This window comes from Streptomyces flaveus (assembly GCF_014647675.1).
Lineage (GTDB): Bacteria > Actinomycetota > Actinomycetes > Streptomycetales > Streptomycetaceae > Streptomyces > Streptomyces flaveus.
In genome coordinates this window covers 360,942-385,042 of sequence record NZ_BMPQ01000006.1, presented here as the reverse complement: position 1 = coordinate 385,042, position 24,101 = coordinate 360,942, and the positions used below count along the sequence as shown (strand labels likewise).

20 protein-coding genes and 1 tRNA gene are annotated in these 24,101 nt (G+C 68.4%); 7 read left to right on the top strand and 14 right to left on the bottom strand.

The features are described 5' to 3' along the window. Positions 1–114: 114 nt before the first annotated feature. From IEZ21_RS16070 to IEZ21_RS16040, 7 genes are all read right to left on the bottom strand, one after another. Complete coding sequence (locus IEZ21_RS16070; RefSeq protein WP_189322549.1) at positions 115–600, bottom strand: hypothetical protein; 486 nt, start codon at positions 598–600, stop codon at positions 115–117. Positions 601–665: 65 nt separating this feature from the next. Beyond that, on the bottom strand, positions 666–1,268 hold the full coding sequence (gene pth, locus IEZ21_RS16065) for an aminoacyl-tRNA hydrolase (RefSeq protein ID WP_189322548.1): 603 nt from the start codon (positions 1,266–1,268) through the stop codon (positions 666–668). A gap of 69 nt (positions 1,269–1,337) precedes the next feature. Next, complete coding sequence (locus IEZ21_RS16060; protein ID WP_189322547.1) at positions 1,338–1,928, bottom strand: 50S ribosomal protein L25/general stress protein Ctc; 591 nt, start codon at positions 1,926–1,928, stop codon at positions 1,338–1,340. 220 nt (positions 1,929–2,148) lie between these two features. Then, positions 2,149–3,123, bottom strand: coding sequence for a ribose-phosphate diphosphokinase (locus IEZ21_RS16055; RefSeq protein WP_033323110.1), 975 nt, complete (start codon positions 3,121–3,123; stop codon positions 2,149–2,151). 109 nt (positions 3,124–3,232) lie between these two features. Further along, a complete protein-coding gene (glmU, locus tag IEZ21_RS16050; RefSeq protein ID WP_189322546.1) occupies positions 3,233–4,681 on the bottom strand; it encodes a bifunctional UDP-N-acetylglucosamine diphosphorylase/glucosamine-1-phosphate N-acetyltransferase GlmU in 1,449 nt (482 codons plus the stop codon). Positions 4,682–4,816: 135 nt separating this feature from the next. Continuing rightward, positions 4,817–4,887: transfer RNA gene (locus tag IEZ21_RS16045), tRNA-Gln, on the bottom strand. A gap of 11 nt (positions 4,888–4,898) precedes the next feature. Continuing rightward, the gene (locus IEZ21_RS16040) at positions 4,899–5,777 is read right to left on the bottom strand and encodes a hypothetical protein (RefSeq protein WP_189322545.1); all 879 of its coding nucleotides are present in this window, start codon (positions 5,775–5,777) and stop codon (positions 4,899–4,901) included. A 167-nt stretch (positions 5,778–5,944) separates the two neighbouring features. Between IEZ21_RS16040 and IEZ21_RS16035 the strand changes: the two genes are divergently transcribed. Further along, the gene (locus IEZ21_RS16035) at positions 5,945–7,258 is read left to right on the top strand and encodes a sensor histidine kinase (protein ID WP_189322544.1); all 1,314 of its coding nucleotides are present in this window, start codon (positions 5,945–5,947) and stop codon (positions 7,256–7,258) included. Positions 7,259–7,279: 21 nt separating this feature from the next. Here the strand turns inward: IEZ21_RS16035 and IEZ21_RS16030 are convergent, their stop codons facing one another. Then, positions 7,280–7,777, bottom strand: coding sequence for an SUKH-3 domain-containing protein (locus tag IEZ21_RS16030; protein ID WP_189322543.1), 498 nt, complete (start codon positions 7,775–7,777; stop codon positions 7,280–7,282). 73 nt (positions 7,778–7,850) lie between these two features. Then, a complete protein-coding gene (locus IEZ21_RS16025; RefSeq protein ID WP_189322542.1) occupies positions 7,851–8,354 on the bottom strand; it encodes a YwqJ-related putative deaminase in 504 nt (167 codons plus the stop codon). A gap of 273 nt (positions 8,355–8,627) precedes the next feature. Between IEZ21_RS16025 and IEZ21_RS16020 the strand changes: the two genes are divergently transcribed. The 3 genes from IEZ21_RS16020 to IEZ21_RS16010 all read left to right on the top strand — a co-directional run bounded on the left by IEZ21_RS16020 (position 8,628) and on the right by IEZ21_RS16010 (position 13,542). Further along, positions 8,628–9,614 (top strand): SMI1/KNR4 family protein, encoded by a 987-nt coding sequence (locus tag IEZ21_RS16020; protein ID WP_189322541.1) that lies wholly within the window; start codon positions 8,628–8,630, stop codon positions 9,612–9,614. 7 nt (positions 9,615–9,621) lie between these two features. After that, positions 9,622–12,471 carry an SUKH-4 family immunity protein gene (locus tag IEZ21_RS16015; RefSeq protein WP_189322540.1) on the top strand — a complete coding sequence of 950 codons (2,850 nt, stop codon included), beginning with the start codon at positions 9,622–9,624 and terminating at the stop codon, positions 12,469–12,471. Between the two features lie 183 nt (positions 12,472–12,654). After that, the gene (locus IEZ21_RS16010; protein WP_189322539.1) at positions 12,655–13,542 is read left to right on the top strand and encodes a coiled-coil domain-containing protein; all 888 of its coding nucleotides are present in this window, start codon (positions 12,655–12,657) and stop codon (positions 13,540–13,542) included. 24 nt (positions 13,543–13,566) lie between these two features. Here IEZ21_RS16010 and IEZ21_RS16005 read toward each other — a convergent pair whose 3' ends face one another. The 3 genes from IEZ21_RS16005 to IEZ21_RS15995 form a co-directional block, all read right to left on the bottom strand. Then, positions 13,567–15,177 carry a sodium/solute symporter gene (locus IEZ21_RS16005; protein ID WP_189322538.1) on the bottom strand — a complete coding sequence of 537 codons (1,611 nt, stop codon included), beginning with the start codon at positions 15,175–15,177 and terminating at the stop codon, positions 13,567–13,569. Beyond that, the gene (locus IEZ21_RS16000; protein ID WP_189322537.1) at positions 15,174–15,617 is read right to left on the bottom strand and encodes a DUF485 domain-containing protein; all 444 of its coding nucleotides are present in this window, start codon (positions 15,615–15,617) and stop codon (positions 15,174–15,176) included. Before IEZ21_RS16000 ends, IEZ21_RS16005 begins: the two co-directional genes overlap by 4 nt. A 206-nt stretch (positions 15,618–15,823) precedes the next feature. Further along, positions 15,824–16,345 carry a nitroreductase family protein gene (locus IEZ21_RS15995; protein WP_189322536.1) on the bottom strand — a complete coding sequence of 174 codons (522 nt, stop codon included), beginning with the start codon at positions 16,343–16,345 and terminating at the stop codon, positions 15,824–15,826. Positions 16,346–16,576: 231 nt separating this feature from the next. On the opposite strand from IEZ21_RS15995, the gene IEZ21_RS15990 reads away from it, so the two are divergent. Next, a complete protein-coding gene (locus tag IEZ21_RS15990; RefSeq protein ID WP_189322535.1) occupies positions 16,577–17,002 on the top strand; it encodes a VOC family protein in 426 nt (141 codons plus the stop codon). A gap of 81 nt (positions 17,003–17,083) precedes the next feature. Here the strand turns inward: IEZ21_RS15990 and IEZ21_RS15985 are convergent, their stop codons facing one another. Next, entirely contained in the window at positions 17,084–18,613 is a 1,530-nt protein-coding gene (locus tag IEZ21_RS15985) for an MFS transporter (protein WP_246567769.1), read from the bottom strand. Positions 18,614–19,020: 407 nt separating this feature from the next. Between IEZ21_RS15985 and IEZ21_RS15980 the strand changes: the two genes are divergently transcribed. Together IEZ21_RS15980 and IEZ21_RS15975 are read left to right on the top strand one after the other, a co-directional pair. Beyond that, the gene (locus tag IEZ21_RS15980; protein WP_189322533.1) at positions 19,021–19,809 is read left to right on the top strand and encodes an ABC transporter ATP-binding protein; all 789 of its coding nucleotides are present in this window, start codon (positions 19,021–19,023) and stop codon (positions 19,807–19,809) included. Beyond that, positions 19,806–22,388, top strand: a complete 2,583-nt coding sequence (locus tag IEZ21_RS15975) for an ABC transporter permease (protein WP_189322532.1) — start codon at positions 19,806–19,808, stop codon at positions 22,386–22,388. The genes IEZ21_RS15980 and IEZ21_RS15975 overlap by 4 nt, the downstream gene beginning before the upstream one ends. A gap of 137 nt (positions 22,389–22,525) precedes the next feature. Here the strand turns inward: IEZ21_RS15975 and IEZ21_RS15970 are convergent, their stop codons facing one another. Continuing rightward, positions 22,526–23,983: a DUF2079 domain-containing protein gene (locus IEZ21_RS15970; protein WP_373302234.1), complete on the bottom strand. Its 1,458-nt coding sequence runs from the start codon at positions 23,981–23,983 to the stop codon at positions 22,526–22,528. Between the last annotated feature and the right edge of the window lie 118 nt (positions 23,984–24,101).

Sequence of the window (24,101 nt, the reverse complement as noted above, 5' to 3'; positions counted from 1 at the left end):
TTGAGGACGAGGCCGTTCAGGCCGATGCGGGGGTCTGGGGGCGAAGCCCCCAGCGGGGTCCAGGGGCGGAGCCCCTTGGTACGGGACGGGTAAGGGCGGCGGGGGCGAAAACCCTCACAGAGCGACAAACGCCGCCGTCAGCAACGTCAACCCCGCCCCACCCAACGCCCACGCAAGCCGCGGCAACCGCAGCCCACCCGCCACCACCAGCGAAGCAAGCAGCAACGCACCACCGAGCGGCACCCACGCATACAGCAGCCCACCAGGCCCCGTACGCACCACCTCACCGCCCCCCGGCTTCACCACCACCGCGTACGTCTCACCCTTCTCAACCACCACCGTGCTCGAGATCGTGACCCGCGCACGCGCAGTGGACCCCGCCGACACCGGCGCATACGACCCCGTACAGCGATCATCCCCACACCGAGTGACCGTCATCGTGCCCTGCTCACGCCCCTTGGTGAGCATCACATGCTGAGCGGTACCCCACGAAGCCCAGACACCGGCGATCAACAGAAGCACCGCGACGGTCCCCATCGCCGCGAGCCGCCCGAACCGCAGCGCAGTACCCGCGCTCGGGCGAGAGGTAAGGGCAGACATGGCGGAGATCCTTGGCCATGGCCCAGCACTCGGTCAACTCCGACTAGCTCACACTGGCGGACAAGTCAGGAGTTGTACGTACTCTGCGCCCGCTCCAGCCCATCAATCACCAGACACTCCACCGCATCGGCCGCCCGATCCACGAAGTAATCCAGCTCCTTGCGCTCCGCAGCCGCGAAGTCCTTCAACACGAAATCCGCGACCTGCATACGCCCCGGAGGCCGCCCGATACCGAACCGCACCCGGTGATAATCCGAACCCATCACCTTCGTCATCGACTTCAGCCCGTTATGACCGTTGTCGCCACCACCCAGCTTCAACCGCAGCACGCCATAATCGATGTCCAACTCGTCATGAATGGCAACGATATTCGCAACCGGCACCTTGTAGAAATCCCGCAGAGCGTTCACCGGACCACCCGACAGATTCATGTACGACATCGGCTTGGCCACCACCACCCGCCGACTCCCCGGCCCCGGCGGCCCAATCCGCCCCTCCAGTAGCTGAGCCTGCGCCTTCCCGGCCCGCTTGAACTTCCCCCCGACCCGCTCAGCCAGCAGATCAGCCACCATGAACCCCACATTGTGCCGGTTCATCGCATAATCGGGCCCCGGATTACCCAGCCCTACCACCAACCAAGGGGCACCGGCATCGCTCGTCACGTCCATGTCTCCTTCATACGCGCCGGCCGCCGCTCCCGGAGGAACGGCGGCCGGCAAAACGACGACAGCGCGGGATCAGGCCTCCGCAGAAGCGGCCTCGCCCTCGCCCTCCTCCGTCGGCTCCTCCGCCTGCGCGGCCAGAACCTGGAGAACAACCGCGTCCTCGTCGATCCCCAGCGTCGTACCCTCCGGCAGCGGGACATCCTTCGCCAGAATGGAGTCGCCGGCCGCCAGGCCCTCGATGGACACGGTCACCGACTCCGGAATGTGCGTGGCCTCCGCCTCGACCGGCAGCGCGTTCAGCACATGCTCGACAAGGAAGGCACCCGGAGCCAGGTCACCCTCGGTGTGCACGTAGATCTCGACATTGACCTTCTCGCCACTACGCACCAGCAGCAGGTCCACGTGCTCCAGGAAACCCTTGATCGCATCACGCTGAACGGCCTTCGGAATCGCCAGCTGCTTCTTGCCCTCGATCTCAAGAGCCAGCAGAACGTTCGGCGTACGCAGCGCCAACAGCAGATCGTGACCCGGCAGCGTCACATGAACCGGTTCGCCACCATGGCCGTACAGCACACCGGGAACCTTGCTCTCACGGCGGATACGACGCGCCGCACCCTTGCCGAACTCGGTACGGGGCTCGGCAGCGAGCTTCACCTCGGCCATGCTCATCACTCCTCGTAGAAAAGGGGAAACGGAGTCACCCGGCCAAACAACGGCCTGCTACGAAGAGCGCGTCGATAACGGACCGCCGTACCAGCGCCTTCACAACGCCGTACGGCCTCCCTCGCCGAGCAACTGTGACAGCTTACGCGGCAGGAAGGCCGTACCAGAAATCGATCTTCAGACCCGAAACCGGCTACTCAACCCGGCAACTCGATCCGGCCTACTGGTCGTCGAACAGGCTCGTCACCGAACCGTCCTCGAACACCTCACGCACCGCACTCGCGATCGTCGGCGCGATCGACAACACCCTGATCTTGTCGAGCTGCAACTCACCCGGCGTCGGCAGCGTGTTCGTGAAAATGAACTCACTGACCCTCGAGTTCTTCAGCCGATCCCCGGCCGGACCCGACAACACCCCATGCGTCGCCGTCACGATCACATCCTCCGCACCATGCGCGAACAACGCGTCCGCCGCAGCGCAGATCGTGCCACCCGTGTCGATCATGTCGTCGACCAGCACACACACCCGGCCCTCGACATCACCGACCACCTCATGCACCGTGACCTGATTCGCCACATCCTTGTCACGACGCTTGTGCACAATCGCCAGCGGAGCACCCAGACGATCACACCAGCGATCCGCCACCCGCACCCGACCCGCATCCGGCGAAACCACCGTCAGCTTCGCGCGATCCACCTTCTTGCCCACATAGTCCGCGAGCAGCGGCAGCGCGAAGAGATGATCCACCGGACCATCGAAGAAGCCCTGAATCTGGTCCGTGTGCAGATCGACCGTCAGGATCCGGTCCGCACCCGCCGTCTTCATCATGTCCGCGACCAGACGCGCCGAAATCGGTTCACGTCCCCGGTGCTTCTTGTCCTGACGGGCGTAACCGTAGAACGGCACAATCACCGTGATGCTCCGAGCGGAAGCCCGCTTCAGCGCATCAATCATGATCAACTGCTCCATGATCCACTGATTGATCGGAGCCGTATGGCTCTGAATCACAAAGCAGTCCGCACCACGCGCCGACTCCTCATAACGGACATAGATCTCACCGTTCGCGAAGTCAAAGGCCTTCGTCGGAACAACCCCGACACCCAACTGCTCGGCGACCTCCTCGGCAAGCTCGGGGTGGGCGCGGCCGGAGAAGAACATCAACTTCTTCTCGCCGGTCGTCTTGATCCCGGTCACAGCACTGTCTCCTCAGAGGTGTCTCAGCCGGCCGTCAAACAGTGACCACAGCTGGGTATGCGGATGTGCACCTATCACGGTACGCCGTCACAGACGCGCCGAATTCCGGTCAGCTCCCGCCCTCAGCCTCCCGAGAAGCCGCCTCCGCCGCCTTCGCAGCCGCGCTCCCCGGACGCTTCCGAGCCACCCAACCCTCAATATTCCGCTGCTGGCCACGGGCCACAGCCAACGAACCCGGCGGCACATCCTTCGTGATCACCGAACCAGCCGCCGTGTACGCACCATCCCCGACCGTGACAGGCGCCACAAACATGTTGTCCGAACCCGTCTTGCAATGTGAACCCACCGTGGTGTGGTGCTTGGCCTCACCGTCGTAGTTCACGAACACACTCGCCGCACCGATATTGGAGTACTCGCCGATCGTCGCATCACCCACGTAGGACAGATGCGGAACCTTCGTCCCCTCACCGATCGACGCGTTCTTCGTCTCGACGTACGTCCCCACCTTCGACTTCAACCCCAGCCGAGTACCCGGACGCAGATACGCAAACGGCCCCACACTCGCCTCAGGCCCCACCTCGGCACCAACCGCCACCGTGTTGTCCACCCGAGCACCCGCACCAACCGTCGTGTCCTTCAGACGACAGTTGGGACCGACCTCCGCACCCTCGCCCAGATGCGTGGCACCGTGAAGCTGCGTACCCGGATGCACAATCGCGTCCTGCTCGAACGTCACCGTCACATCGACCCACGTCGACGCCGGATCGACCACCGACACACCGGCCAGCATCGCCCGCTCCAGAAGCCGGTCGTTCAGAATCCGACGCGCCTGAGCCAACTGCACACGGTTGTTGATCCCCGCGATCTCACGATGATCACCGGCCACCGAAGCCCCCACCCGATGCCCGGCCTCACGCAGAATGCCAAGGACATCCGTGAGGTACTCCTCACCCTGACTGTTGTCCGTACGCACCTTGCCGAGCGCATCCGCAAGCAGCCGGCCATCGAAGGCGAACACACCCGAGTTGATCTCACGGATCGCACGCTGCGAATCGGAGGCGTCCTTGTGCTCGACGATCGCGGTTACGGCACCGGAAACCCCGTCGCGCACGATCCGGCCGTAACCGGTCGCGTCCGGAACCTCGGCGGTCAGCACGGTGACGGCATTCCCGTCGGCAGTGTGGGTCGCGGCGAGCTCCTGGAGGGTCTCGCCACTGAGCAGGGGAGTGTCCCCGCAGACGACGACCACGGTCCCGTCGACCGCACCGCCCAACTCCTCCAGCCCCATCCGCACCGCATGCCCGGTGCCGTTCTGCTCGGCCTGCACGGCCGTACGTACGCCCGGATCGACCTCGGCGAGATGCGCGGTGACTTTCTCGCGGGCGTGCCCCACGACGACGACCAGGTTCTCGGGCTCCAACTCGCGCGCGGCGGCAAGCACATGCCCCACAAGGGAACGGCCACAGATGTCGTGCAGGACCTTCGGTATGGCCGACTTCATACGGGTGCCCTCACCCGCTGCAAGAACGACTACGGCTGCCGGGCGAATGGCGCTCACGGGTTTTGCCCTTCGGCTTCGATGACTGCGATGTCTGATGTCTTTGGGGTGCGGACATCGGCAGGATACCGGGGCGTTGTGCGGGGGAAATGTGAGCGGGGCCTGACGTGGTGGTCAGGCCCCGCTCTTGTCATGCTCCCGGGGAAGGAATCGAACCCTCATTCAATGGACCAAAACCATTTGTCCTGCCTTTAGACGACCCGGGATGGTTTGCCCGCTATGTCCGATTTCCTAGATCGGATGCGCGCGCGGCTCCTACTATGCCGTACCAGGTGCCTTCCATGCGACGGTACAGCTCAGCGCTCTTGGTGACGTAGATGACCAGGCAGCCGCGATAAGCCTCCGCCGTATTCTGCCGGTTTGTTCGAGGGTTGTGCTTCTTGAGGGTGACCCTCTGGAAGGTTGCAGCGTCGACCCCGACCAGTTCGGCCCAGAACGCTTCAGCTGCGGCTACGTCTGCCGACTCGTGGATGCTGACGCGGAACCGCATGCGGTCCCGTTCTACGCCCAGGAGCTCGAGCCAGCGCAGGTAGAGGCTGATGACATTGGGGTCGCTGTTGATGAACTGCAACCTCTCGCGTGAGCGGCTGTATGTCGCCTTGTCCTTGCAGCCTTCCGCCCAGTAGAGAACGACGCCCGCAACCAACAGCTCCCGGTCGGTCAATGTGCCGACCTCCTCGGCTGATGCCTGCTTGGTCTGCTGCCGTTCCTCCTCTCTCCTCCGCAGTGTCGCCTCCCAACCGCGCTTGGCGATGGCTGAAGCCTCCTCGGGGGTCCGTTTCCGCTCCGGCTTCGGCAGATCCCGTACCCACAACGAGATCGAACTCTTCGAGCACCCCAGCTCCACCTGGATCTGGTCGTACGTCCAGCCCTGGAGCCGTAGCTCCCTGGCCTTGGCCCTCAGGTCGTCCTTCGCATTCGGCCGCTTGGTCCACTCCGGGGGCGGCTCGCCTTCCAGGAGGCGGTTGAGGATGTCGTTGTTGTCGATGTAGAGCCGGTCGCGGATCTGGCGGCGGCTGAGGCCTGCTCGGCGGAGCGTGACCGCCTGCTCCCGGAGCCCTTCGAAGTCGGCGTACTTGCCGTATGCGTGTGCCATGGGCATACCTTCAGGCCCGAATAGGGGCGTCCGGACCGAAACCGTGTGCGGTTCGCCAGTTCGAGGGATTTCTGCCGTTTTCGCTCCCGTTCGATTGCGGCATGTGGTGTAGGCCAGTGCGGGAAAGTCACCGGAAAAGGTGGGGTGGGCGCCCGTAGGCTGGAGGTATGACCACGACGGGGGAAGACCACACCGCGGCCGGGACGGGGCCGTGGTGGTGGGTGCGGTGGCGGAGTGCGTGGCTCGATGGTGGGCTCGCGTTGGTGTCCGCTGTCGAGTGTGCGTTCCAGGGGGTTCCGTTCGCGCGGGATGCTGGGTTGCCGGATGCGGTGGGGGTCGTTTTCGGGCTGTTGGCGGGGTCCGTGCTGCTGTTTCGGCGTAAGTGGCCGATTGCTGTCGTTCTTGTCTCGATCGCGATCACGCCTGCCGCGATGGGTTTTCTGATGGGGGTTGTGGGGCTTTACACGCTGGCGGCGTCGGAGTTGCCGCGGCGGATCATCGGGGCGTTGGCGTCGATGTCGATGGTGGGGGTGCTGATCGTCGCGTATGTGCGGGCGCATCAGGGTGTGGTGCGTGGCGAGGTGGAGTTCGGTGAGTGGGCTGTGCCGTTCTTGTCGCTGACGACTTCGTTGGGTCTGACGGCGCCGCCGGTTCTTCTTGGTTTGTATGTGGGGGCGCGGCGTCGGCTGATGGAGAGCTTGCGGGAGCGGGCTGACTCCTTGGAGCGGGAGTTGCAGTTGCTGGCTGAGCGGGCGGAGGAGCGGGCTGAGTGGGCGCGGAACGAGGAGCGGACGCGGATCGCGCGTGAGATGCACGATGTGGTCGCGCATCGGGTGAGTCTGATGGTTGTGCATGCGGCGGCGCTTCAGGCTGTTGCGCGGAAGGATCCGGAGAAGGCGGTCAGGAACGCGGCGTTGGTGGGGGATATGGGCCGGCAGGCGCTGACGGAGTTGCGGGAGATGTTGGGGGTGTTGCGTACGGGGGATGGTCTGTCGCCTCGGGCGCAGCCGGTACCGCTCGCGGCGGTGGGTGCCGCGGCAGCCGCCGCCGCGTCCCGGGTCGTCGACGACGAGGGTGGCGACGGGCCGTGCCTGGCTGATCTGGACGAGTTGCTCGGGCAGTCGGCGGCAGCCGGTATGGCGGTGGATCTGTCGGTCGACGGTGATTCGCGTGTGTATGCGCCGGAGGTGGAGCAGACCGCGTATCGCGTGGTGCAGGAGGCGTTGACGAACGTCCATAAGCATGCGGCGGGTGCGAAGACGCATGTGCGGTTGGCGCATCGTTCGGCGGAGATTGCGATGCAGGTGGAGAACGAGCCGCCGCCGGAGCCGGAGGCTGCTTCGGGTGCGCGTCTGCCGAGTGGGGGGAACGGTTTGGTGGGTATGAAGGAGCGGGTTGCCGCGTTGGGTGGGGTGTTTGTGTCGGGGCCGACGGATGCGGGTGGGTTCCGGGTGTCCGCGGTGATTCCGGCGGAGGGCTGAGAGCCCCGGAACCAAGCGGGTTCAGCTCGTCGTCAGGCGTACCGGTTCGATGCCCGAGAGGAGTCCGGTCAGGGCTTGGTCGATGTCGGATCCCAGGTACCAGTCGCCGGTGTGGTCGAGCGTGTATACGCGTCCCTCGGCGTCGATCGCGAGTAGTGCGCGGTTGTCGGATTCTTCGCCGAGTGGGCAGACCTCGGTGTCCAGGGCGCGGCCGAGGTCGGCGAGGGTGCGGGCCATGTGGAGGCCGTGCAGTGGGTCGAGGTGGAGGGGGGAGGGGGCGACCTGTCGGCCGGGTCCGGAGACGGGTACGTGGAGTCCGCCGAATTCCGCCCATGCTTCGACGGCTGCCGGGAACACGGCGTGTCGGTGTCCGGCGGGGGATTCGTGGTTGCGCAGGGCGTCGGCCCAGTATTCGGCCTGCTTTATGTCCCAGCGGCCTGGCTGCCATCCGGCGGCGCGCAGTGCGTGGTCGACGGGTTTGGGGAAGCGGGTGGTGGCGGTGGTGCGGTCGGCGTGCATGAGTCCTACGTTCGTCTGTGCGGTGTTCCTGCGGTGCTTATACGTGTACGTACGCGCGTGCGTGTGGGAAGGCTCACGTCTGTGATGTCGTGGGGTCGATGATGCGTACGCCGAAGTGGGCGCTGAGTGCGGTGCAGGAGCGGCAGGGTGTGGCGAAGTTGCCGTGGAGGGGGTCGCCGTCTTCGCGGATGTAGCGGGCGGTGAGTTTGGCGTTTTTGAGGGTTTTGCGGGCTTCGTTGTTGGTCATGGGTTTGCGGGCGGCGCGTTTGGAGCGGGCTGTGTCGGCTGCGCTGAGGTGTCGGGAGATGAGGATTGTTTCGGCGCAGCGGCCGGTGAAGCGGTCGCGTTGGGCGCTGGTGAGGGTGTCGAGGAAGTCTCGTACGAGTGGGTGGAGTTCGGGTTGTTGGTCGCCGCGTGCGGCGGTGCCGGTGAGGGTGGCGCCGCGTACGGAGAGGGCGGCGGCGATGGTGGGGAGTATGCCGTCGCGGCGGTGGTGGAGGGCGGGTGTGTGGGGTCTTTCGGTGTTGCTCCAGCCGACCCGCGGGTCACCGGATGTGCCCGTCTGTGTGGCGTTCATGATCTTGTTTCCTCCCCATCCCCGCGGTGTGGCTGTTGTGGTCGCAGCCCCCGGGTGCGGGGACAGAGTGCCAAACTCCGTGGCTGGTGTGGAAGCGGAGTCCACCCGACACGCCTGTTCTTCGTCGCTCGGTCACGGCGGGGTGACGGCAGGTCACGGGACCGCCGGGCCTGTGGGCCGGTGCGGAACCGGAGGCCCGGTGACCGGTGTCGTACAACCGCATAGGCTGTCGACGTCCGCGATCCAATCAGAACGCCGCAGGGGGCAACCGCCATGACGACAGGTCGGCTCGGGCAGCAAGCCGCGCCGCCGAACGCGGCTTATGCCGGGCAGGTCGTACATTTTCCGGATCCGGTCCGGGCCGCTCGTCATCCCAGGGGTGTGCGGGTCGATGAGTACGGCTATCCCGACTTCTCGGTCTATGCGCGTGCCGCGGCGGAGATCGCCGAGCCGCCCGAGGGCTTCGGTGTCGATGAGCTGCGGCTTACGGACTATGTGTCGGCGAACGCGGCTTTGGCGGCGACGGGGCATGAGTTGTGGGACACCATTCCGGCGGTGGCGACTCCGCATGGCTGGACCTGGCATCACGTGCCGGGTTCGCGGCGTCTTGAGTTGGTGCCGGTCGAGGTGAAGGCTTTGCTGCGGCATCATGGCGGGCTTGCGACGGCGGCTGTCGATCAGGACAAGAGGGGTACGCGGCCGTTGCAGGAGACGCGGCCGGTGCATTTCGGGTTGCCGAAGACGTCGGTCGCGGTGTCCGAGCAGGAGGTGCAGGGTGTCGAGGAGGATCTTGGGTACCGGCTGCCGGGTGCCTATCGCTCGTTTCTGAAGGCGGCGGGTGGTTGTGCTCCGGTGGGGGCGGCGCTGGACGCGGAGCTGGGTCTGCTGGTGGATCAGCCGTTCTTCACGGTGCGTGACGAGGCGGCCGTGAATGATCTCGTGTACGTCAACAAGTGCTTGCGTGACCACCTCACCAAGGATTACCTGGGGGTGGGCTTCGTCCAGGGCGGGCTGCTCGCGGTGAAGGTGAAGGGTGAGCGGCTGGGGTCGGTGTGGTTCTGTGCGTTCGATGACGCGCGTGACCAGGACGCGTGGCCGCCGCCGGAGCGGGTGGAGCGGCTGTTGCTGCCCTGTGGTGACGACTTCGACCAGTTCCTGGGCCGGCTGGCGGGTAATCCGCCGGAGCTGGAGACCGTGGCGAACCTGATGGTGGACGGCGGCTTCGCGCGAGCCGTGTCCGTCTCTTCGGTGGGGGAGTGAGCGTCCGATGGTGACCTTCGCGCAGGCGCAGGAGCGCGCGGAAGAGTGGATCAACGGTGATGTGGCCTCGTATCAGCATCGTGAGGTGCGGGTGCGGGAGTTCGAGCTCGGTTTCGTCGTGTGGGCGGAGGACCGGGCCGAGGGGCCGCGTTCCGACGGTGGTGCGCAGCGGCTGGTGATCGCGCGGGACAGCGGGGAGGCCACGTTGTGGCCTTCGCTGCCGGTGGGTGAGGTGATTCGCCGGTACGAGGAGGAGTACGGGTTGCCGGATGCGGCGCCTGAACCGGCGTCGGCGCCTCCGGCGCGGGTGGATCTGAACCAGACGTCGTTCTTGCTGACTCCTCCGGAGTGGTTGCAGGAGGCGGCGGATCGGATGGGGATTCCGGATCGGCGGGAGGGGTCGGGGGCTGGTTCGCTTGCGGGTTCCGCCGGTTCGCCCGGTTCGCCCGCTGCGTCCGGTTCGGCCTCCCGTTCGTCCGAGGGGGCGGGGGCTCGTCCGGCTGCTGCCTCTGCTGATGCCGGGTCCGCCAACGGGGTGTCGGGGGGTGGGAGTTCGCGGCCCGGGGTGTCGCCGGGCGGGTCTTCCGCTTCCGGGGGTGCTCCGTCGTGGCCGGCTGCCGGGGGCGGGTCCGAGTCGGGTTCCGGTGAGGGGCCCGGTACGTCTTCCGAGGCGACCCCGTGGGCCGGGACCGACACCAATGCCGATGCGGGCGAGGACCGTTCGGTGCCGTTGCCCGCGACGGTGTTCGCACCGCCGCTGAGTGACGCTGACGACGGTCGTACGCCGCCGCCCACGCCGCCGGACGCCAAGACCGCCCTGATGCAGGGCGGCAGTCAGCTTCCGCGTACGGCGGTGTCCCCGGCGGTCGACGAGGAGCGGGGGTCGGGCGCGGCTCGGCCGGGTGCGGCTCCGGGTACTCCGCCGCCCGCCGGACCGAATGCGCCGCAGCCGCCCGCTGGTTCGGGTGCGCCGGGGCGGCCGTTGGCGCCCCATGCCGGTGACATCGCCGACGCCGCGACCAGCAAGGCGCAGTCGCCGCCGCGTGGGGCGCGTGGCGGTGGGGCGAGTACGCCGCCTCCGCCGGGTGCGCCCGGGACGCCGGGGGCGCGGCCGGGGGGTACGCCTGCGCCGTCCGGGCCCGGTGCGCCGGGTGCTTCGGGGGGCGGTGGGTATGTGCCCACGCAGTTCGTCTCGCAGGTCGGTCCTGACGGGCCCGAGGGGCCGGGGGCGCCTGGTCAGCCGGGTGCGCCGCAGCCGCCCGGTGCTCCCAATCCTCCGGGCGGTACATCCTCGGGTGGCGTCCACCACGCGCCCACGATGTTCGCCGACCCGAACCAGCCCGGCGGCAGCTTGGGCGGCAGTTCCGGTGGCCCCAAGCCTCCGGGCCCGCCCGGTGCCCCCGGTCGGCCCGGCGCGCCGGGTACGCCTCCGCCGGGTGCCCCGGGTACGCCGCCCGGTGGCGTCCACCACCAGGCGACCATGCTCTCCGGCTCCGGCCCCGGCGCTCCTCAACCGCCCGGCGCTCCGGGTGCGCCCAAGCCGCCCGGCGCTCCGGGTGCCCCTGGTCAGCACGGTCGGCCCGGCGGCCCCGGAGCCCCGAACCCTCCGGGCGGCACGCCCTCCGCCGGCGTTCACCACCAGCAGACGGTGCTGTCCGGTCCCGGTCCCGCAGGCCCGGCTACGCCCCCGCCGCCGCAGGCTCCGGGGATGCCGCCGGGTGCGCCGCAGCATCCGACGCCGGGCCACCCGATGCCAGGCCATCCGACGCCAGGTCACCCGATGCCGGGCCGGCCCCCCATGCCGGGCCCGGGCGGCGGGCCGACCCCCGGCCAGCCGATGCCCGGCCAGCAGCCCCCGGCGTACGGCTACCCGCAGCAGGGCCAGCCGACCGTCGGCCCCGGCTATCAGGCCGTACTCCGCTACCGCGCGCAGGACGGCTCCGAGCAGCAGCTCATCCGCCGTTCCGCGCCGGGCACCCCGCACCCGGAGTGGCAGATCCTGCACGAACTGCGTGCGATGAACGTGCCCCCGCAGCAGGTGCTTGAGCTCCACACGGAGCTGGAGTCCTGCGAGTTGCCGGGCGCGTACTGTGCGCGGATGATCCGCGAGAGCTGGCCGCAGGCGCGGATCACCAGCATCGCCCCGTACGGCACGGACCACGCGAGCCGTCAGCAGGGCATGGCCCAACTGCTCGCGCATCAGGGCGAGTTGCACCAGGTCGCGGACGGGCCCGCCCGGCCGGCACCGGTGCGTGCGCCGTTGCCGCAGGTGCAGCCCGCGCCGCCGGTTCCGCCGGAGGCGATCGGTCAGGAGCTGGCGGCGGCGTTCGGGCCGGGGGTCTTCCGGTTCGACCAGGCGGCGGTGTCCCGGCAGGGCGTACCTCCGATCGTGGCGCACACCCTGGTCGTGGCCGGGCTGCCCATGGACATGAACCCGTTCTTCTGGGCCCAGGCCCAGCCGGGCCGCCCGGTGCCCACGCTCGCCGAACTGGCCCAGGAACGCGGGGTGCAGCCGGCTTCGGACGCGGGTTCGTACCTCGTCATGGGCAGCGACTTCGGCAAGGCGATCTGCGTCCAGTACGGCACGGCGAACATCGTGGCCGTACCGGTCGAGGCGGGTCCGGGCGGCGCATCCGTACCGCCGCAGTTCGTGAACACGGGGCTGCCGGAGTTCGCGCGGAGCCTGGCGTTGCTGGGCCGTATGTGGCGTCTTCGCTTCGGCCTGAACCAGGAGCAGGCGGGCCGCTGGACCGTCGACTTCCAGGCGGCGCTCGCCGCTCTCGACCCGCCGGCGCTCGGTTCGCCGGAGAGCTGGTGGTCGGTGCTGCTGGAACAGATGTGGGACGGCTTGCTCTGACGTCACCTTCTGTGGAGGGGGCGGGTCCGGTCGATCGACCGGACCCGCCCCTTTTTGTCATCCGACCTCTTACTGACTGAACGGCGGAGTGTCGCATTATGAACACTTCTGTCCGATCTACCAGGATGTGCGGCACATCGTGCTGTACGTCATGCAGTACGTAGCTTGAGAGGGGATTCGAGGATGAGCAGCACATCGGTGTCGCCTCATGGCTTCATGGCCGTACGGGGCCGCGGTTACCGTCCCGAGCAGGTGGACGCGTACGCCGCGGAACTCTCGCAGGACCGCGACGCCGCGTGGGAACGGGCCGCCCGTCTGACCGTACTGGCCAGGGAGATGGAGGCGGAGGCGCAGCGGCTGGCCGAGCTGGTGGCCGCGCTGCCTCCGCAGACGTACGAGAAGCTCGGCAGAGGTGCCGCGCAGATCTTCGAACTCGTCAAGGGGGAGGCGGCGGCCCTCCACGAGAACGCCCACCGGGAGGCGAGACGCATCCTGGAGGAGGCGCAGTCCGAGACCGGCCGGGTTCGCGAGGCGGCACGGGCGGGAGCCGACGCGGTACGGGCCGCGGCCGACGAACGGGCCCGTCGGCGCTTGCTCGCCGCCCAGGCCGAGGCCGACGAACTGCGCATCGCCGCGCGCCTGGAGGCGAAGGAGCACCGCGGCGAGGCGCTGGACGCGCTGCGCGACATGCGCCGGCGCTCGGAGGCGATGCTCGTCGAGCAGGCCAAGGAGCACGCCGACCGCCTGGAGGAGCTCGACCGTGCGACGGCGGAGCAGGAGGCCGCCCTGGACGCGGAGCACGTTCCGCTGCTGTCACGCGCAGAGGAGACCCTGGCCGAGGCCGAACGGGCCCTGGCCGAGGCCCGGGAGTCGACCCGTCCCATCCAGGAGGAGGCGGAGTCCCAGGCCGCCGCCATCCTTTCGGAGGCGTACGCCCGCGAAATCCGGATCACCCACGAAACGGAACGACTGCTCCGCGCTCACGCCGCCCAAAAGGACGAAGTGCAGGCCCACATGAACCACGTACGGGACAGCCTCGTGACGCTGACGGGCCAGGCGTCGGTGGATTGAGGGCGCCCCGACACGGCTGCACGGCTAGCGCCCTCGCCGGACCACCCCCGCCAGAATCCACCCCTCGACCGCCTCGTACTGCCGCCGCTGCTCCTCTGCCTGTTGCCGCCCCGAAAGCATCGTCCCCAGCCACCCGAAGGCGAAGCCGAGCGGAATGGAGAGGAGCCCGGTGGTGGTGAACGGGAACCACGTGAAGTCGTGGTCGGGGAAGGCGGAGACGGGCGAGCCGGAGACCAGAGTGGTGCCGGTCATCAGGACGAACGTACTGACCGAGCCGCCGATCAACGTGCAGAGCAGCCCCGCCCGGGTGTAGCGGCGCCAGAACAGCCCGTAGACCAGCGCGGGCGCGATCGCCGAGGCCCCGACGCAGAGCGAGAGTGTGACGAGCGGTTGCAGGTTGCGGTGCTGGACGAGCGTGGCCAGCAGGATCGTCGGGACGCCGACGGCAGCGGCGGACAGCCGGGCCAACGTCATCTCGCGACGCGGTGACAGCTGCTTCTTGCCGTGGGCGAACACGTCATGCGCAAGGGAGTTGGCGCAGGCGAGAATCATCCCGGCCACCGATGCGAGCACGGTCAGGAAGATCGCCGCCGTGACGGTGGTGAAGAGCAGTGTCTCGGCCGTCGACGGGTCCGTCCCGAACACGGCGCGCGAGCCCAGCAGATATGTCGTGTTGCCCTGTGGATCCGCCGCCGTGATCGCCTTCCGCCCGATCATGGCCACCGTGCCGAAGCCGATGACCGTGATGATCAGCACGAACAGTGCCACGGCCGGCACCGCCCAGGACATCGACCGGCGCACCTCGCGCGCGCTGCCCGCGGTGTACATGCGCATGGTGATGTGCGGCAGCACCGCGCCGCCGAGTACCACCACCAGCTCTGTGGTGATCATGTCCAGTCCGGGGTTGGGCCCGCTCGCGAACTGCAGCCCGGAGTTGAGGAACGCCGGCCCCGCCCCGCTGTTCTCCGCCGCCGTGTTGAAGAGGCCGCCGAGGTTCCAGTCGAACTTGTTCAGGATGAGTACGGCGATGACGGCGCCGGAGCCGAGCAGCATCACGATCTTCAGGATCTGGATGAGCGCGGTGCCCTTCATGCCGCCGATCGCCGCGTAGTTGATCATCAGCGTGCCGAGCCCGATGATGCAGCCGGTCTTCAGCGAGTCGCTGGAGAAGCCGAGCAGAAACGCCAACAAATCGCCCGTACCGGCGAGTTGGACCAGCATCATCGGCATCAGCGCGGCGAGCGTCACGACGCAGGCCGCGATGCGTATGGAGCGTCCCGGCATCCGCCGCGCGAACACGTCGCCCATGGTGAACCGGCCCGCGTTGCGCAGCGGTTCGGCCAGCAGGAACATCAGCAGCATCAGGGAGAGTGCGGTGCTCAGGGCGAGTACGACCCCGTCGTAGCCGAACAGCGCGATCACGCCGCCCGTGCCGAGCACCGTCGCGGCGGAGATGTAGTCGCCCGCGACGGCCAGGCCGTTGCGCATCGGGGACATCGAGCTGTAGCCGGTGTAGAACTCGTCGAGGTCGTCGCGGTCGGGGCCGGTCATCACGCACAGCAGCAGCGTGATGGTGGCGACGACCGTGAACGCCACGAGCGACATCGACTGTGCGGAACTGCTGAACCCGGTCATCGGCCGCCCTCCGCCCGCTTGTCGTCCAACTCCGCCTGTTTCCTTATCCGTTCGGCGATCGGATCGACGCCGCGGCGGGCCGTGTACTCGTACAGCGCGATCGCCGCGCAGGTGACGGGCACCTGGATGAGCCCGAGCAGCAGCCCGACGGGCAGCCCGTCGGTGACGTCCTTCGCCATGAACTCCGGCGCGTACGCGGACAGGACGAGAAAGAGCGTGAAGTAACCCAGTGCGGTCAGCGTCGCCACGCGCCGCTGCCAGCGGTACGCGGTGCGCAGGACGCGGAGGTCGCTGTGGTGGCCGAGCGCGGCGTGCCGGGGGCGGTGGCGCGCGGGCTCGGGTTCCGGCGGCGGCTGTGGTGCCCAGGGGTAGGTGAAGTAGGACGGCGACGAGTCGTGGGGCGGTGGAACTGGGTACGACGGGGACGGGTCGTAGGACATCCCGGTTTTCCTTGCGTGGCTCGGGCCCGGGGTGCGGGCCGCAGGGAATTCTTTGGCGGGGAGAGTAGGGAAGGGGGCGGGAATGAGCCACGCACGCTACCTGCCGTCCTCAGGATGCGCCTCCTTTTCACCAAACTGATTGGTCGGTACGCGCTTACTCCGCTGACCTCGGGTGTTACCTGCGTTAACCCCACTTGCCCCATTGGTCAGTTGTGGTGAAAACGTAAACGCCGAGAAGTGTCGCTTCGGGCCTTCTCGTGATCACTCAGCCAGACGTACCGCCGGCCCCGGCGGCCTTGCGGCGGCTGGTCGGCGAAGTGGCGCGTGGCCGTGCCCATGTCGCCGCTGAGCAGCAGCAGGGCCGCCGCGTGCCGCAACCAGTCGTGGTCGGCGAGGGTGGTGCGGGCGACCCGGTCGCGGTGATCGCCGTCGGCGACCAGGGCCAGTACATGGCGCTCGGCGTCGTACCGGTAGGCCCCGGCGGCCAGGCCTTCCGCGTTGCCCGCCACCACGGTGAGCGTCAGGGGATACAACGCGTGCGCCGACGGGCACGTGCGGTGCCCGTCGGCGGTTCGCCCGTGTGCCGCCCACGCCAGGTGTGCGATCTGGGCGAGGCTCGGCGGCTGTGATCCGAAGCTGCGGGTGCTGCGTCGCCGTACCAGCAGGGACCCCAGGTCACCGGCGGTCGTAGGCCGAACAGGCGTCAGAGGCACTTCTCGTCGTGTCATCGGCCCAGGCAAGCACGTCCTGATGTGAGCACTGCGCGACCACGTACTGCCGCTGCTGCGAGCGAACGGCGCTCTCACGTGACCGCATACCGGTTGCGAAAAGCGTGAACACTTTCCGTCGAACACCGGCTGCTCGGCGTGTATTCGGCCGCCCTGGCGAAGGTGGATGAAGGACGCGAAGAGGTCGATACCGCATGGCGGCTGCTCGACGACTGAGCACACACTGGAGTCATGAACGCAGACGACAGGAACCTTCTGGCCCGGGGAAGCGTGGCGACCAGGCTTCCTGCCCAGGACCTGGAGCGGGCGCGGCGCTTCTACTCCGAGCAGCTCGGCCTCGAGCCCGTCGACGAGCGGCCCGGTGGGTTGTTGTACCGGTGCGGAGGCGTGGAGTTCGCGCTGTTCAAATCGACGGGAGTCTCTCCCGGTACCTTCACCCAGATGGGCTGGCAGGTCGACGACATCGAGGCAGTCGTGGCGGAGCTCAAACAGCGCGGCGTGGTGTTCGAGGAGGTCGATGTGCCCGGGTTCCGGACGAGGAACGGAATCGCGGACATCGACGGCCACTATCCGAGCAAGGGCGCACGGGGCGAACGCGCCGTCTGGTTCCGCGACAGCGAGGGGAACCTGCTGGGTATCGGCGAGCCGGTCTACTGAGCCGAGCACCCGGCCCGGAGGGCGGGGCAGGTCAGTAGCCCTTTGTCGCCCGCCGAACCGGCCCGTGAACAAAGGGGTCGATCACGAGTCGGCGGCGCCCTTCAACACCGGAAACCGCCGCGGTGCCATCAACAACAGCACCAGGAAGGCGAGTCCGGCCGCGCAGGCCGCGCCCAGGTAGACCGCGTGGACCGCGTCGGCGACCGCGTGGCGGAGGGGTTCGGAGGGGGTGCCCGAGTCGAGGGAGCGGGTGACCGAGTCGAGGTCGCCGGCGCCGCCGAGGCGGGTGGCCAGCACGCCGTTGGCGATCGCTCCGAACAGGGCCGCGCCCAGCGTCTGGCCGGTCTGGCGGCAGAAGAGTACGGAACCGGTGGCCGTGCCGCGTTCGGACCAGCCGACCGTCGACTGGACGCCTATGAGCAGAGGGAGCTGGAACAGTCCGAGCGCGCCGCCGAGCAGGAACATGAGCAGGGCCGGCTGCCAGGGTTCGCCGGGATAGGGCAGGAACGGGAACGCGAGCAGGAGCAGCGCGGCCGCAGCGATGCCGATCAACGCCGAGTTGCGGAAACCGATCCTGCGGTACACATGCTGGCTGAGCGCCGCCGACACCGGCCAGCTCAACGTCCATACGGAGAGCACGAATCCGGCCGCTATGGGAGCGAGGCCGAGGACCGCCTGGGCGTAGGTCGGGAGGAAGACCGTCGGTGCCACCATCAGCAACCCCAGCGCGCCCAGCGCCAGATTGACCGCCGCGATGGTGCGGCGGCGCCAGACCCAGCCGGGGATGATCGGTTCGGCGGCCCGGCGTTCGATCAACACCGTGAGTGCGACGAGGGCAAGTCCCGTACCCAGCAGGGCGATTGAGGGAGCTGAAAGCCAGGGCCACGCCACTCCGCCCTGCACCAGCGCCGTCAGCAGTACGCCGCCGCACGCGAAGACGGCGAGTGCGCCCGCCCAGTCGATACGGGGGCGGGGGCCGGGCCGGCGCTTGGGTTCGTGGAGGTGGCGGACGATCAGCCAGAGGGCCAGCGCGCCGATCGGCAGGTTGATGAGGAAGATCCACCGCCAGTCGGCGTACGCCGCGAGGACTCCGCCGACCGCCGGGCCCGCGACCGCCGAGGTCGCCCAGACCGTGGACAACTTCGCCTGGATCTTGGGGCGTTGCTTCAGGGGGTAGAGATCGGCGGCGAGCGTCTGGACGGTCCCCTGGAGGGCGCCGCCGCCGAGACCCTGGACGATACGGAAGGCGATGAGCGCCGCCATGTTCCAGGCGAGCGCGCAGAGCAGGGAGCCGAGCAGGAAGATGGCCGCGCCCGCGATCAGTACCGGCTTGCGACCGAAGGTGTCGGAGAGCTTGCCGTAGACGGGGAGCGTGACCGTCACGGCCAGCAGATAGCCCGAGAACAGCCAGGAGAAGACGGAGAAGCCGCCGAGGTCGCCCACGATCTGCGGCACGGCGGTCGACACGATGGTGGAGTCGAGCGCGGCCAGGCCCATGGCGAGCATGAGCGCGGCGACGACGGCACGGCGTTTACGGGGCTCGACCGGCCCGGCGGCCGGTGATGCGGACGGTGTGCCGGTGTCCGGCCCTTGGGTTTCCTCCTGGCTCACGGATTTCCTTTCCCCCTGCATCTATCTGCCGGAGGACACTCTCCCACTTCGCCCTCCCGCCGTGGGAGGTATGACGCCGACTGGCCTCAAGGGTGGAGGCGACCCTTAGGACCCCTCCGCCGTCGGGTGGAGATCCCGTAGGGGTACCTCCGTACTACGGACCGGGGAGGCTTCGTACCGCCGGAGGACGAGACGCGACCTGCCCCCTCCTTAACCTGGCTTTACGCCGCTGAGGGCGGAGTACCGCACCTCCGGAGGTGGGGTTTACCCCCGGAAAAGACTGCGCTGAGCACCAGCGCGCCGGACCCCCTCCCGCCGACAGACTCATTCCACGTAGAAGACCACGCAGACCACGCACAGCACGCAGACGATGCGTACCACCTGCTGACCGACTTAGGAGACATACCGTGACTTCGGCTGTAACCATTACCAGGCACGGGGGCACTGGAGGGCGTACGGCCGTTGCCGCGCGGGCGCGGCAGGTCGTCAAGGCGTACGGGTCCGGGGAGACCCGCGTCGTCGCCCTGGACCACGTCGACGTGGACATCGCGCGGGGCCAGTTCACCGCGATCATGGGCCCCTCGGGGTCCGGCAAGTCCACGCTGATGCACTGCCTCGCCGGCCTCGACACCGTCACCTCCGGGCAGATCTACCTGGACGAGACGGAGATCACCGGCCTCAAGGACAAGAAGCTCACGAAGCTGCGCCGGGACCGGATCGGCTTCATCTTCCAGGCGTTCAACCTGCTGCCGACGCTGAACGCACTCGAGAACATCACGCTGCCCATGGACATAGCGGGCCGTAAGCCGGACAAGGGCTGGCTCAGCCAGGTCGTCGAGACCGTCGGCCTGAGCGACCGCCTCAAGCACCGGCCGACCCAGCTCTCCGGCGGCCAGCAGCAACGCGTAGCCGTGGCACGGGCGTTGGCCGCCCGGCCCGAGATCATCTTCGGTGACGAGCCGACCGGGAACCTCGACTCCCGGGCCGGCGCCGAGGTGCTCGGCTTCCTGCGGCGCTCCGTCGACGAGCTCGGCCAGACCATCGTGATGGTCACCCACGACCCGGTGGCCGCCTCGTACGCGGACCGGGTGCTGTACCTGGCCGACGGCCGGATCGTCGACGAGATGTGGAAGCCCACCGCCGAAACCGTCCTGGACCGGATGAAGGACTTCGACGCCCGGGGGCGTACGTCATGACTGTCATGAAGACCTCGATGCGCAACTTCTTCGCGCACAAGGGACGTATGGCCCTCTCGGCCGTGGCGGTCCTGCTGTCGGTGGCCTTCGTCTGCGGCACGCTCGTCTTCACCGACACGATGAACACGACGTTCGACAAGCTCTTCGCGGCCACCTCGTCCGACGTCCAGGTCAGCGCCAAGGGCGCCTCGGACACCGGGGAGACCCAGGCCGACAACGGCAAACCGCCGGTCATGCCCGCGTCCGTGCTGGGCGAGGTCCGCAAGGCGGAGGGGGTCAAGTCCGCCGAGGGCACCGTCTTCTCCACCTCGGTGACCGTCGTCGACGCCGACAAGGACAGCCTCTCGCCCTCGGGCGGCGCCCCGACCATCGTCGGCAACTGGAACGCCAACGACGCCCGCACCATGAAGATCTCCTCCGGCAACGCCCCGCGCGGACCGGACCAGATCATGGTCGACGCCGACACCGCCGACAAGCACCACCTGAAGCTCGGCGACGAGATCGGCGTCATCACGGCGGTGGGTACGCACCGGGCCAAGGTCTCGGGCTTCGCGGAGTTCGAGGTCACCAACCCGGGTGCCGCGATCTTCTACCTGGACACGAAGACCGCGCAGAAGGCCCTGGTCGGCGACACCGGCGTCTACACCAACGTCAACGTCACCGCCGCCTCCGGCTTCAGCGACGCCCAGGTGAAGAAGAACGTCACGGCCGCGCTCGACAGCGGCTACCAGATCCAGACGGCCAAGGAGGTCGCGGACGCCAACGCCAAGGACGTCGGCGATTTCATGGGCGTGATGAAGTACGCGATGCTCGGCTTCGCCGGGATCGCCTTCCTCGTCGGCATCTTCCTGATCATCAACACCTTCTCGATGCTGGTCGCCCAGCGGACCCGCGAGATCGGCCTGATGCGGGCCGTCGGGTCGAGCCGCCGGCAGGTCAACCGGTCCGTGCTCGTCGAGGCGCTGCTGCTCGGTGTCTTCGGCTCGGTGCTGGGGGTCGGTGCGGGTGTGGGCCTGGCCATCGGCCTGATGAAGCTCATGGGCGCCACCGGCATGAACCTCTCCACCGACGACCTCACCGTCGCCTGGACCACCCCGGTGGTCGGCCTGCTGCTCGGCGTCGTGGTCACCGTGCTCGCCGCGTACCTGCCCGCCCGGCGGGCCGGCAAGGTCTCGCCGATGGCGGCGCTGCGGGACTCCGGGGCGCCGGTGGACGCCAAGTCCGGTGTCATACGGGCCCTGCTGGGCCTGGTCCTGACAGGCGCCGGCGGCTACGGGCTGTACCTCGCGTCCCAGGCCGACAAGGCGAGCGAGGGCTCGATGTGGCTGGGCGGCGGTGTGGTGCTGTCGCTGATCGGCTTCGTCGTCATCGGCCCGCTGCTCGCGAGCGGTGTGGTGCGGGTACTGAGCGCCGTGGTGCTGCGGATCTTCGGCCCTGTCGGGCGGATGGCGGAGCGGAACGCGCTGCGCAACCCGCGTCGTACGGGGGCGACCGGCGCCGCGCTCATGATCGGCCTCGCGCTGGTCGCGTGTCTGTCGGTGGTCGGCTCGTCGATGGTGGCGTCGGCCACGGACCAGCTGGACAAGACCGTCGGTACGGACTTCATCATCCAGTCCGACAGCGGCCAGCTGATCACGTCACAGGCGGTGCGGGCGGCCAGGACGGCGGAGGGCCTGAAGGGGGTCACCGAGTACAAGTGGACCGAGGCCGACTTCACCACCCCCGACGGCAAGACGCTCAAGAAAACGGCCATCACGGCGGCCGACCCGAGCTACGCCACGGACCTGAACACCGAGACGGTTGCCGGGAACCTCAAGGACGCCTACCGGCCCGACTCGATGTCCGTCCACGAGGACTTCGCCAAGGCCCACGGCATCGAGCTCGGATCCAAGATCACTGTCGCCTTCGAGGCCGGCGGTGAGGCGGCCCGGCTGACGGTCCGCGCGATCACCAGCAGTGAGGTCGTCATCGACCAGGGGGCCATGTACACAGCCATCGACACGATGGCCAAGTACGTCCCCGCCGACAAGATGCCGCTCGATGCGATGGTCTTCGCCTCGGCGAAGGACGGCCAGGAAGCGGCCGCGTACAAGTCGCTGAAGACCGCGCTGGACGACTACCCGCAGTACACCGTCCGCGACCAGACCGACTACAAGGAAGCCCTGAAGGACCAGATCGGCCAGCTCCTGAACATGATCTACGGCCTGCTGGCCCTGGCGATCATCGTCGCGATCCTGGGTGTGGTGAACACCCTGGCGCTGTCGGTGGTGGAGCGGACACGGGAGATCGGCCTGATGCGGGCGATCGGCCTCTCGCGCCGTCAGTTGCGGCGCATGATCCGCCTGGAGTCGGTGGTGATCGCCCTGTTCGGCGCCCTGCTGGGTCTCGGCCTGGGCATGGGCTGGGGCGCGACCGCCCAGCAGCTCCTGGCCCTGGAGGGCCTGAAGGTCCTGGAGATTCCGTGGCCGACGATCATCGGGGTGTTCCTGGGGTCCGCGTTCGTGGGGCTGTTCGCGGCGCTGGTACCGGCGTTCAGGGCGGGCCGGATGAACGTACTGAACGCGATCGCGACGGAGTAGCTGCGCAGGCTTCTGTGGATGGGGGTACGGGGGAAGGAGCCCGGCGCTGGGGGCGCCGGGCTCCTTCGCGATCGTTTTCGACTGCGCGACCAGCCACGACGAACCCGCAGCTTACGAACCGCGTCCTCAGCGGAGCGTCATCGCTCGCGTTCGAGAACCACGTACCCCTGGGTGGAGCCCACAACGACGTACTCCGCACGAGGGTGCAATTCCCGGACATAGCCCGGAACGTCCTCGTAACGCCCGGACGAGTTGTCCAAGGCAATGAAGTCCGGCGTCACCCCACGGGTGTTGGTGATCCAGAAGACCCGGCACCGAGACGTGAGCCGACTGATCGGCCCGATGTTGGACTCGACGGTCGCACCGTCCGGGATCCGCCCCAGCAGCCCGTCAATGGCGGAAACACGCGCGGGCACGCTATAGGCCGCGGACTCGGTCAGCGCCCCCAGCGGCAACGTGGTCGTCAGCGCGAGTGCCGCCGAGGCGACGGCGGTCGGCAGATGAAGCGCGTACGACCGCAGCCAGGGTCGCGAACTGTGCCGCGCGCGGGCGAGCGCGTCGGCGAGGGCGAGTACGACGACCGGCATCAGAACCGCGCTGTAGTGCCACTCCGTATCCCAGTGATGCGGATCGGAGGAGAAGAACCGCCAGCCCAGGGTCGGCAGGATGACCAGCAGGAGCGGGGAACGCAGGGCCAGCAGCCCGGTGGTGGGGATCAACAGCCAGGCGAGGGTGCGGAGTTTGGTGTCGAAGCCGTCGAAGGGGCCACTCGAGTCGCTGACCTTGCTCCAGTAGTCGTAGGCGTCCGTGGTGTTGAAGGCAGGTATGACCAGGGTCATGGTGACCACCGTGGCCAGCACGCCGAAGACCGCGACGCCGAGCGCGGCCAGGGCCGTCCGGCGAGAGGATGTCCGGGCTCGCAGCGCGACGACCAGGGCGAGAGCGGCCAGCGTCAGACCCAGGTCCTCCTTGACCAGGACGAGGGGGAGGGCCCAGCACAGTGCGGCCCGCCACCGCTGCCGCAGCAACGCCTCCAGGGCGAAGGCGATCAGTGGGACGGCGAAGCAGATCTCGTGGAAGTCGAAGTCGACGGCCCGCTGGATGCCCCATGACAGTCCGTACGCGACGCCGAGCGCGAGCCCGCGCCTCCGGCCGAGCAGCCGGGCGGCGGCCCGGGTGACCGGCACGGCGGACAGCGCCAGCAGCGCGGCCTGGGCGACGAGCAGTGTGACGGGGGAGGGGAAGAGCCGGTAGAGGGGGGCGAGCAGCGCGGTGACGGGGCTGAAGTGGTCGCCCAGGACGTTGGCCCCGGGGCCCTTGAGATCCACGACGGGCACCTGGAGATGGGCGTACGCGCGCACGGCCTGCTCGAAGATGCCGAGGTCCCAGGACCTGGTTCCCAGCCGCAGGTAGCGACCTATGGAGACCACGGCATACGCCACGAACAGCACGCCGGCCAGGATCTGCGGATCCCGCCGCCCGTCCAGCAGGCGGCGCAGCCCCCGGTCACGGGAGGACGCGACCGGCGCCGGGACGAGGGGCGGGTCCTGCGCGGTCCGGTCGGTTTCGGACGTGGCGACGGGGGCTCCGTGCACGGGTCGGGTCCTTCGGTCGGGTCAGGGGGTCGGGCCAGGGGTTCGAATTGAGACGGTACCTCTGCGGTGGGTGTGCCCAGACGTTGTCCACAGGCCCGACACCCGTGACCGAGCCGAC

Bases quoted from the DNA above. Each gene is read 5' to 3' on its own strand.
- IEZ21_RS16015 (WP_189322540.1), top strand. From the start codon at position 9,622: ATGGTGACCTTCGCGCAGGCGCAGGAGCGCGCGGAAGAGTGGATCAAC.
- IEZ21_RS16010 (WP_189322539.1), top strand. From the start codon at position 12,655: ATGAGCAGCACATCGGTGTCGCCTCATGGCTTCATGGCCGTACGGGGC.
- pth (WP_189322548.1), bottom strand. From the start codon at position 1,268: ATGGACGTGACGAGCGATGCCGGTGCCCCTTGGTTGGTGGTAGGGCTG.
- IEZ21_RS16035 (WP_189322544.1), top strand. From the start codon at position 5,945: ATGACCACGACGGGGGAAGACCACACCGCGGCCGGGACGGGGCCGTGG.
- IEZ21_RS15995 (WP_189322536.1), bottom strand. From the start codon at position 16,345: ATGACACGACGAGAAGTGCCTCTGACGCCTGTTCGGCCTACGACCGCC.
- IEZ21_RS16025 (WP_189322542.1), bottom strand. From the start codon at position 8,354: ATGAACGCCACACAGACGGGCACATCCGGTGACCCGCGGGTCGGCTGG.
- IEZ21_RS16020 (WP_189322541.1), top strand. From the start codon at position 8,628: ATGACGACAGGTCGGCTCGGGCAGCAAGCCGCGCCGCCGAACGCGGCT.
- IEZ21_RS16030 (WP_189322543.1), bottom strand. From the start codon at position 7,777: ATGCACGCCGACCGCACCACCGCCACCACCCGCTTCCCCAAACCCGTC.
- IEZ21_RS16040 (WP_189322545.1), bottom strand. From the start codon at position 5,777: ATGGCACACGCATACGGCAAGTACGCCGACTTCGAAGGGCTCCGGGAG.
- IEZ21_RS16000 (WP_189322537.1), bottom strand. From the start codon at position 15,617: ATGTCCTACGACCCGTCCCCGTCGTACCCAGTTCCACCGCCCCACGAC.
- IEZ21_RS16005 (WP_189322538.1), bottom strand. From the start codon at position 15,177: ATGACCGGGTTCAGCAGTTCCGCACAGTCGATGTCGCTCGTGGCGTTC.
- IEZ21_RS15990 (WP_189322535.1), top strand. From the start codon at position 16,577: ATGAACGCAGACGACAGGAACCTTCTGGCCCGGGGAAGCGTGGCGACC.
- IEZ21_RS15975 (WP_189322532.1), top strand. From the start codon at position 19,806: ATGACTGTCATGAAGACCTCGATGCGCAACTTCTTCGCGCACAAGGGA.
- IEZ21_RS16060 (WP_189322547.1), bottom strand. From the start codon at position 1,928: ATGGCCGAGGTGAAGCTCGCTGCCGAGCCCCGTACCGAGTTCGGCAAG.
- IEZ21_RS16070 (WP_189322549.1), bottom strand. From the start codon at position 600: ATGTCTGCCCTTACCTCTCGCCCGAGCGCGGGTACTGCGCTGCGGTTC.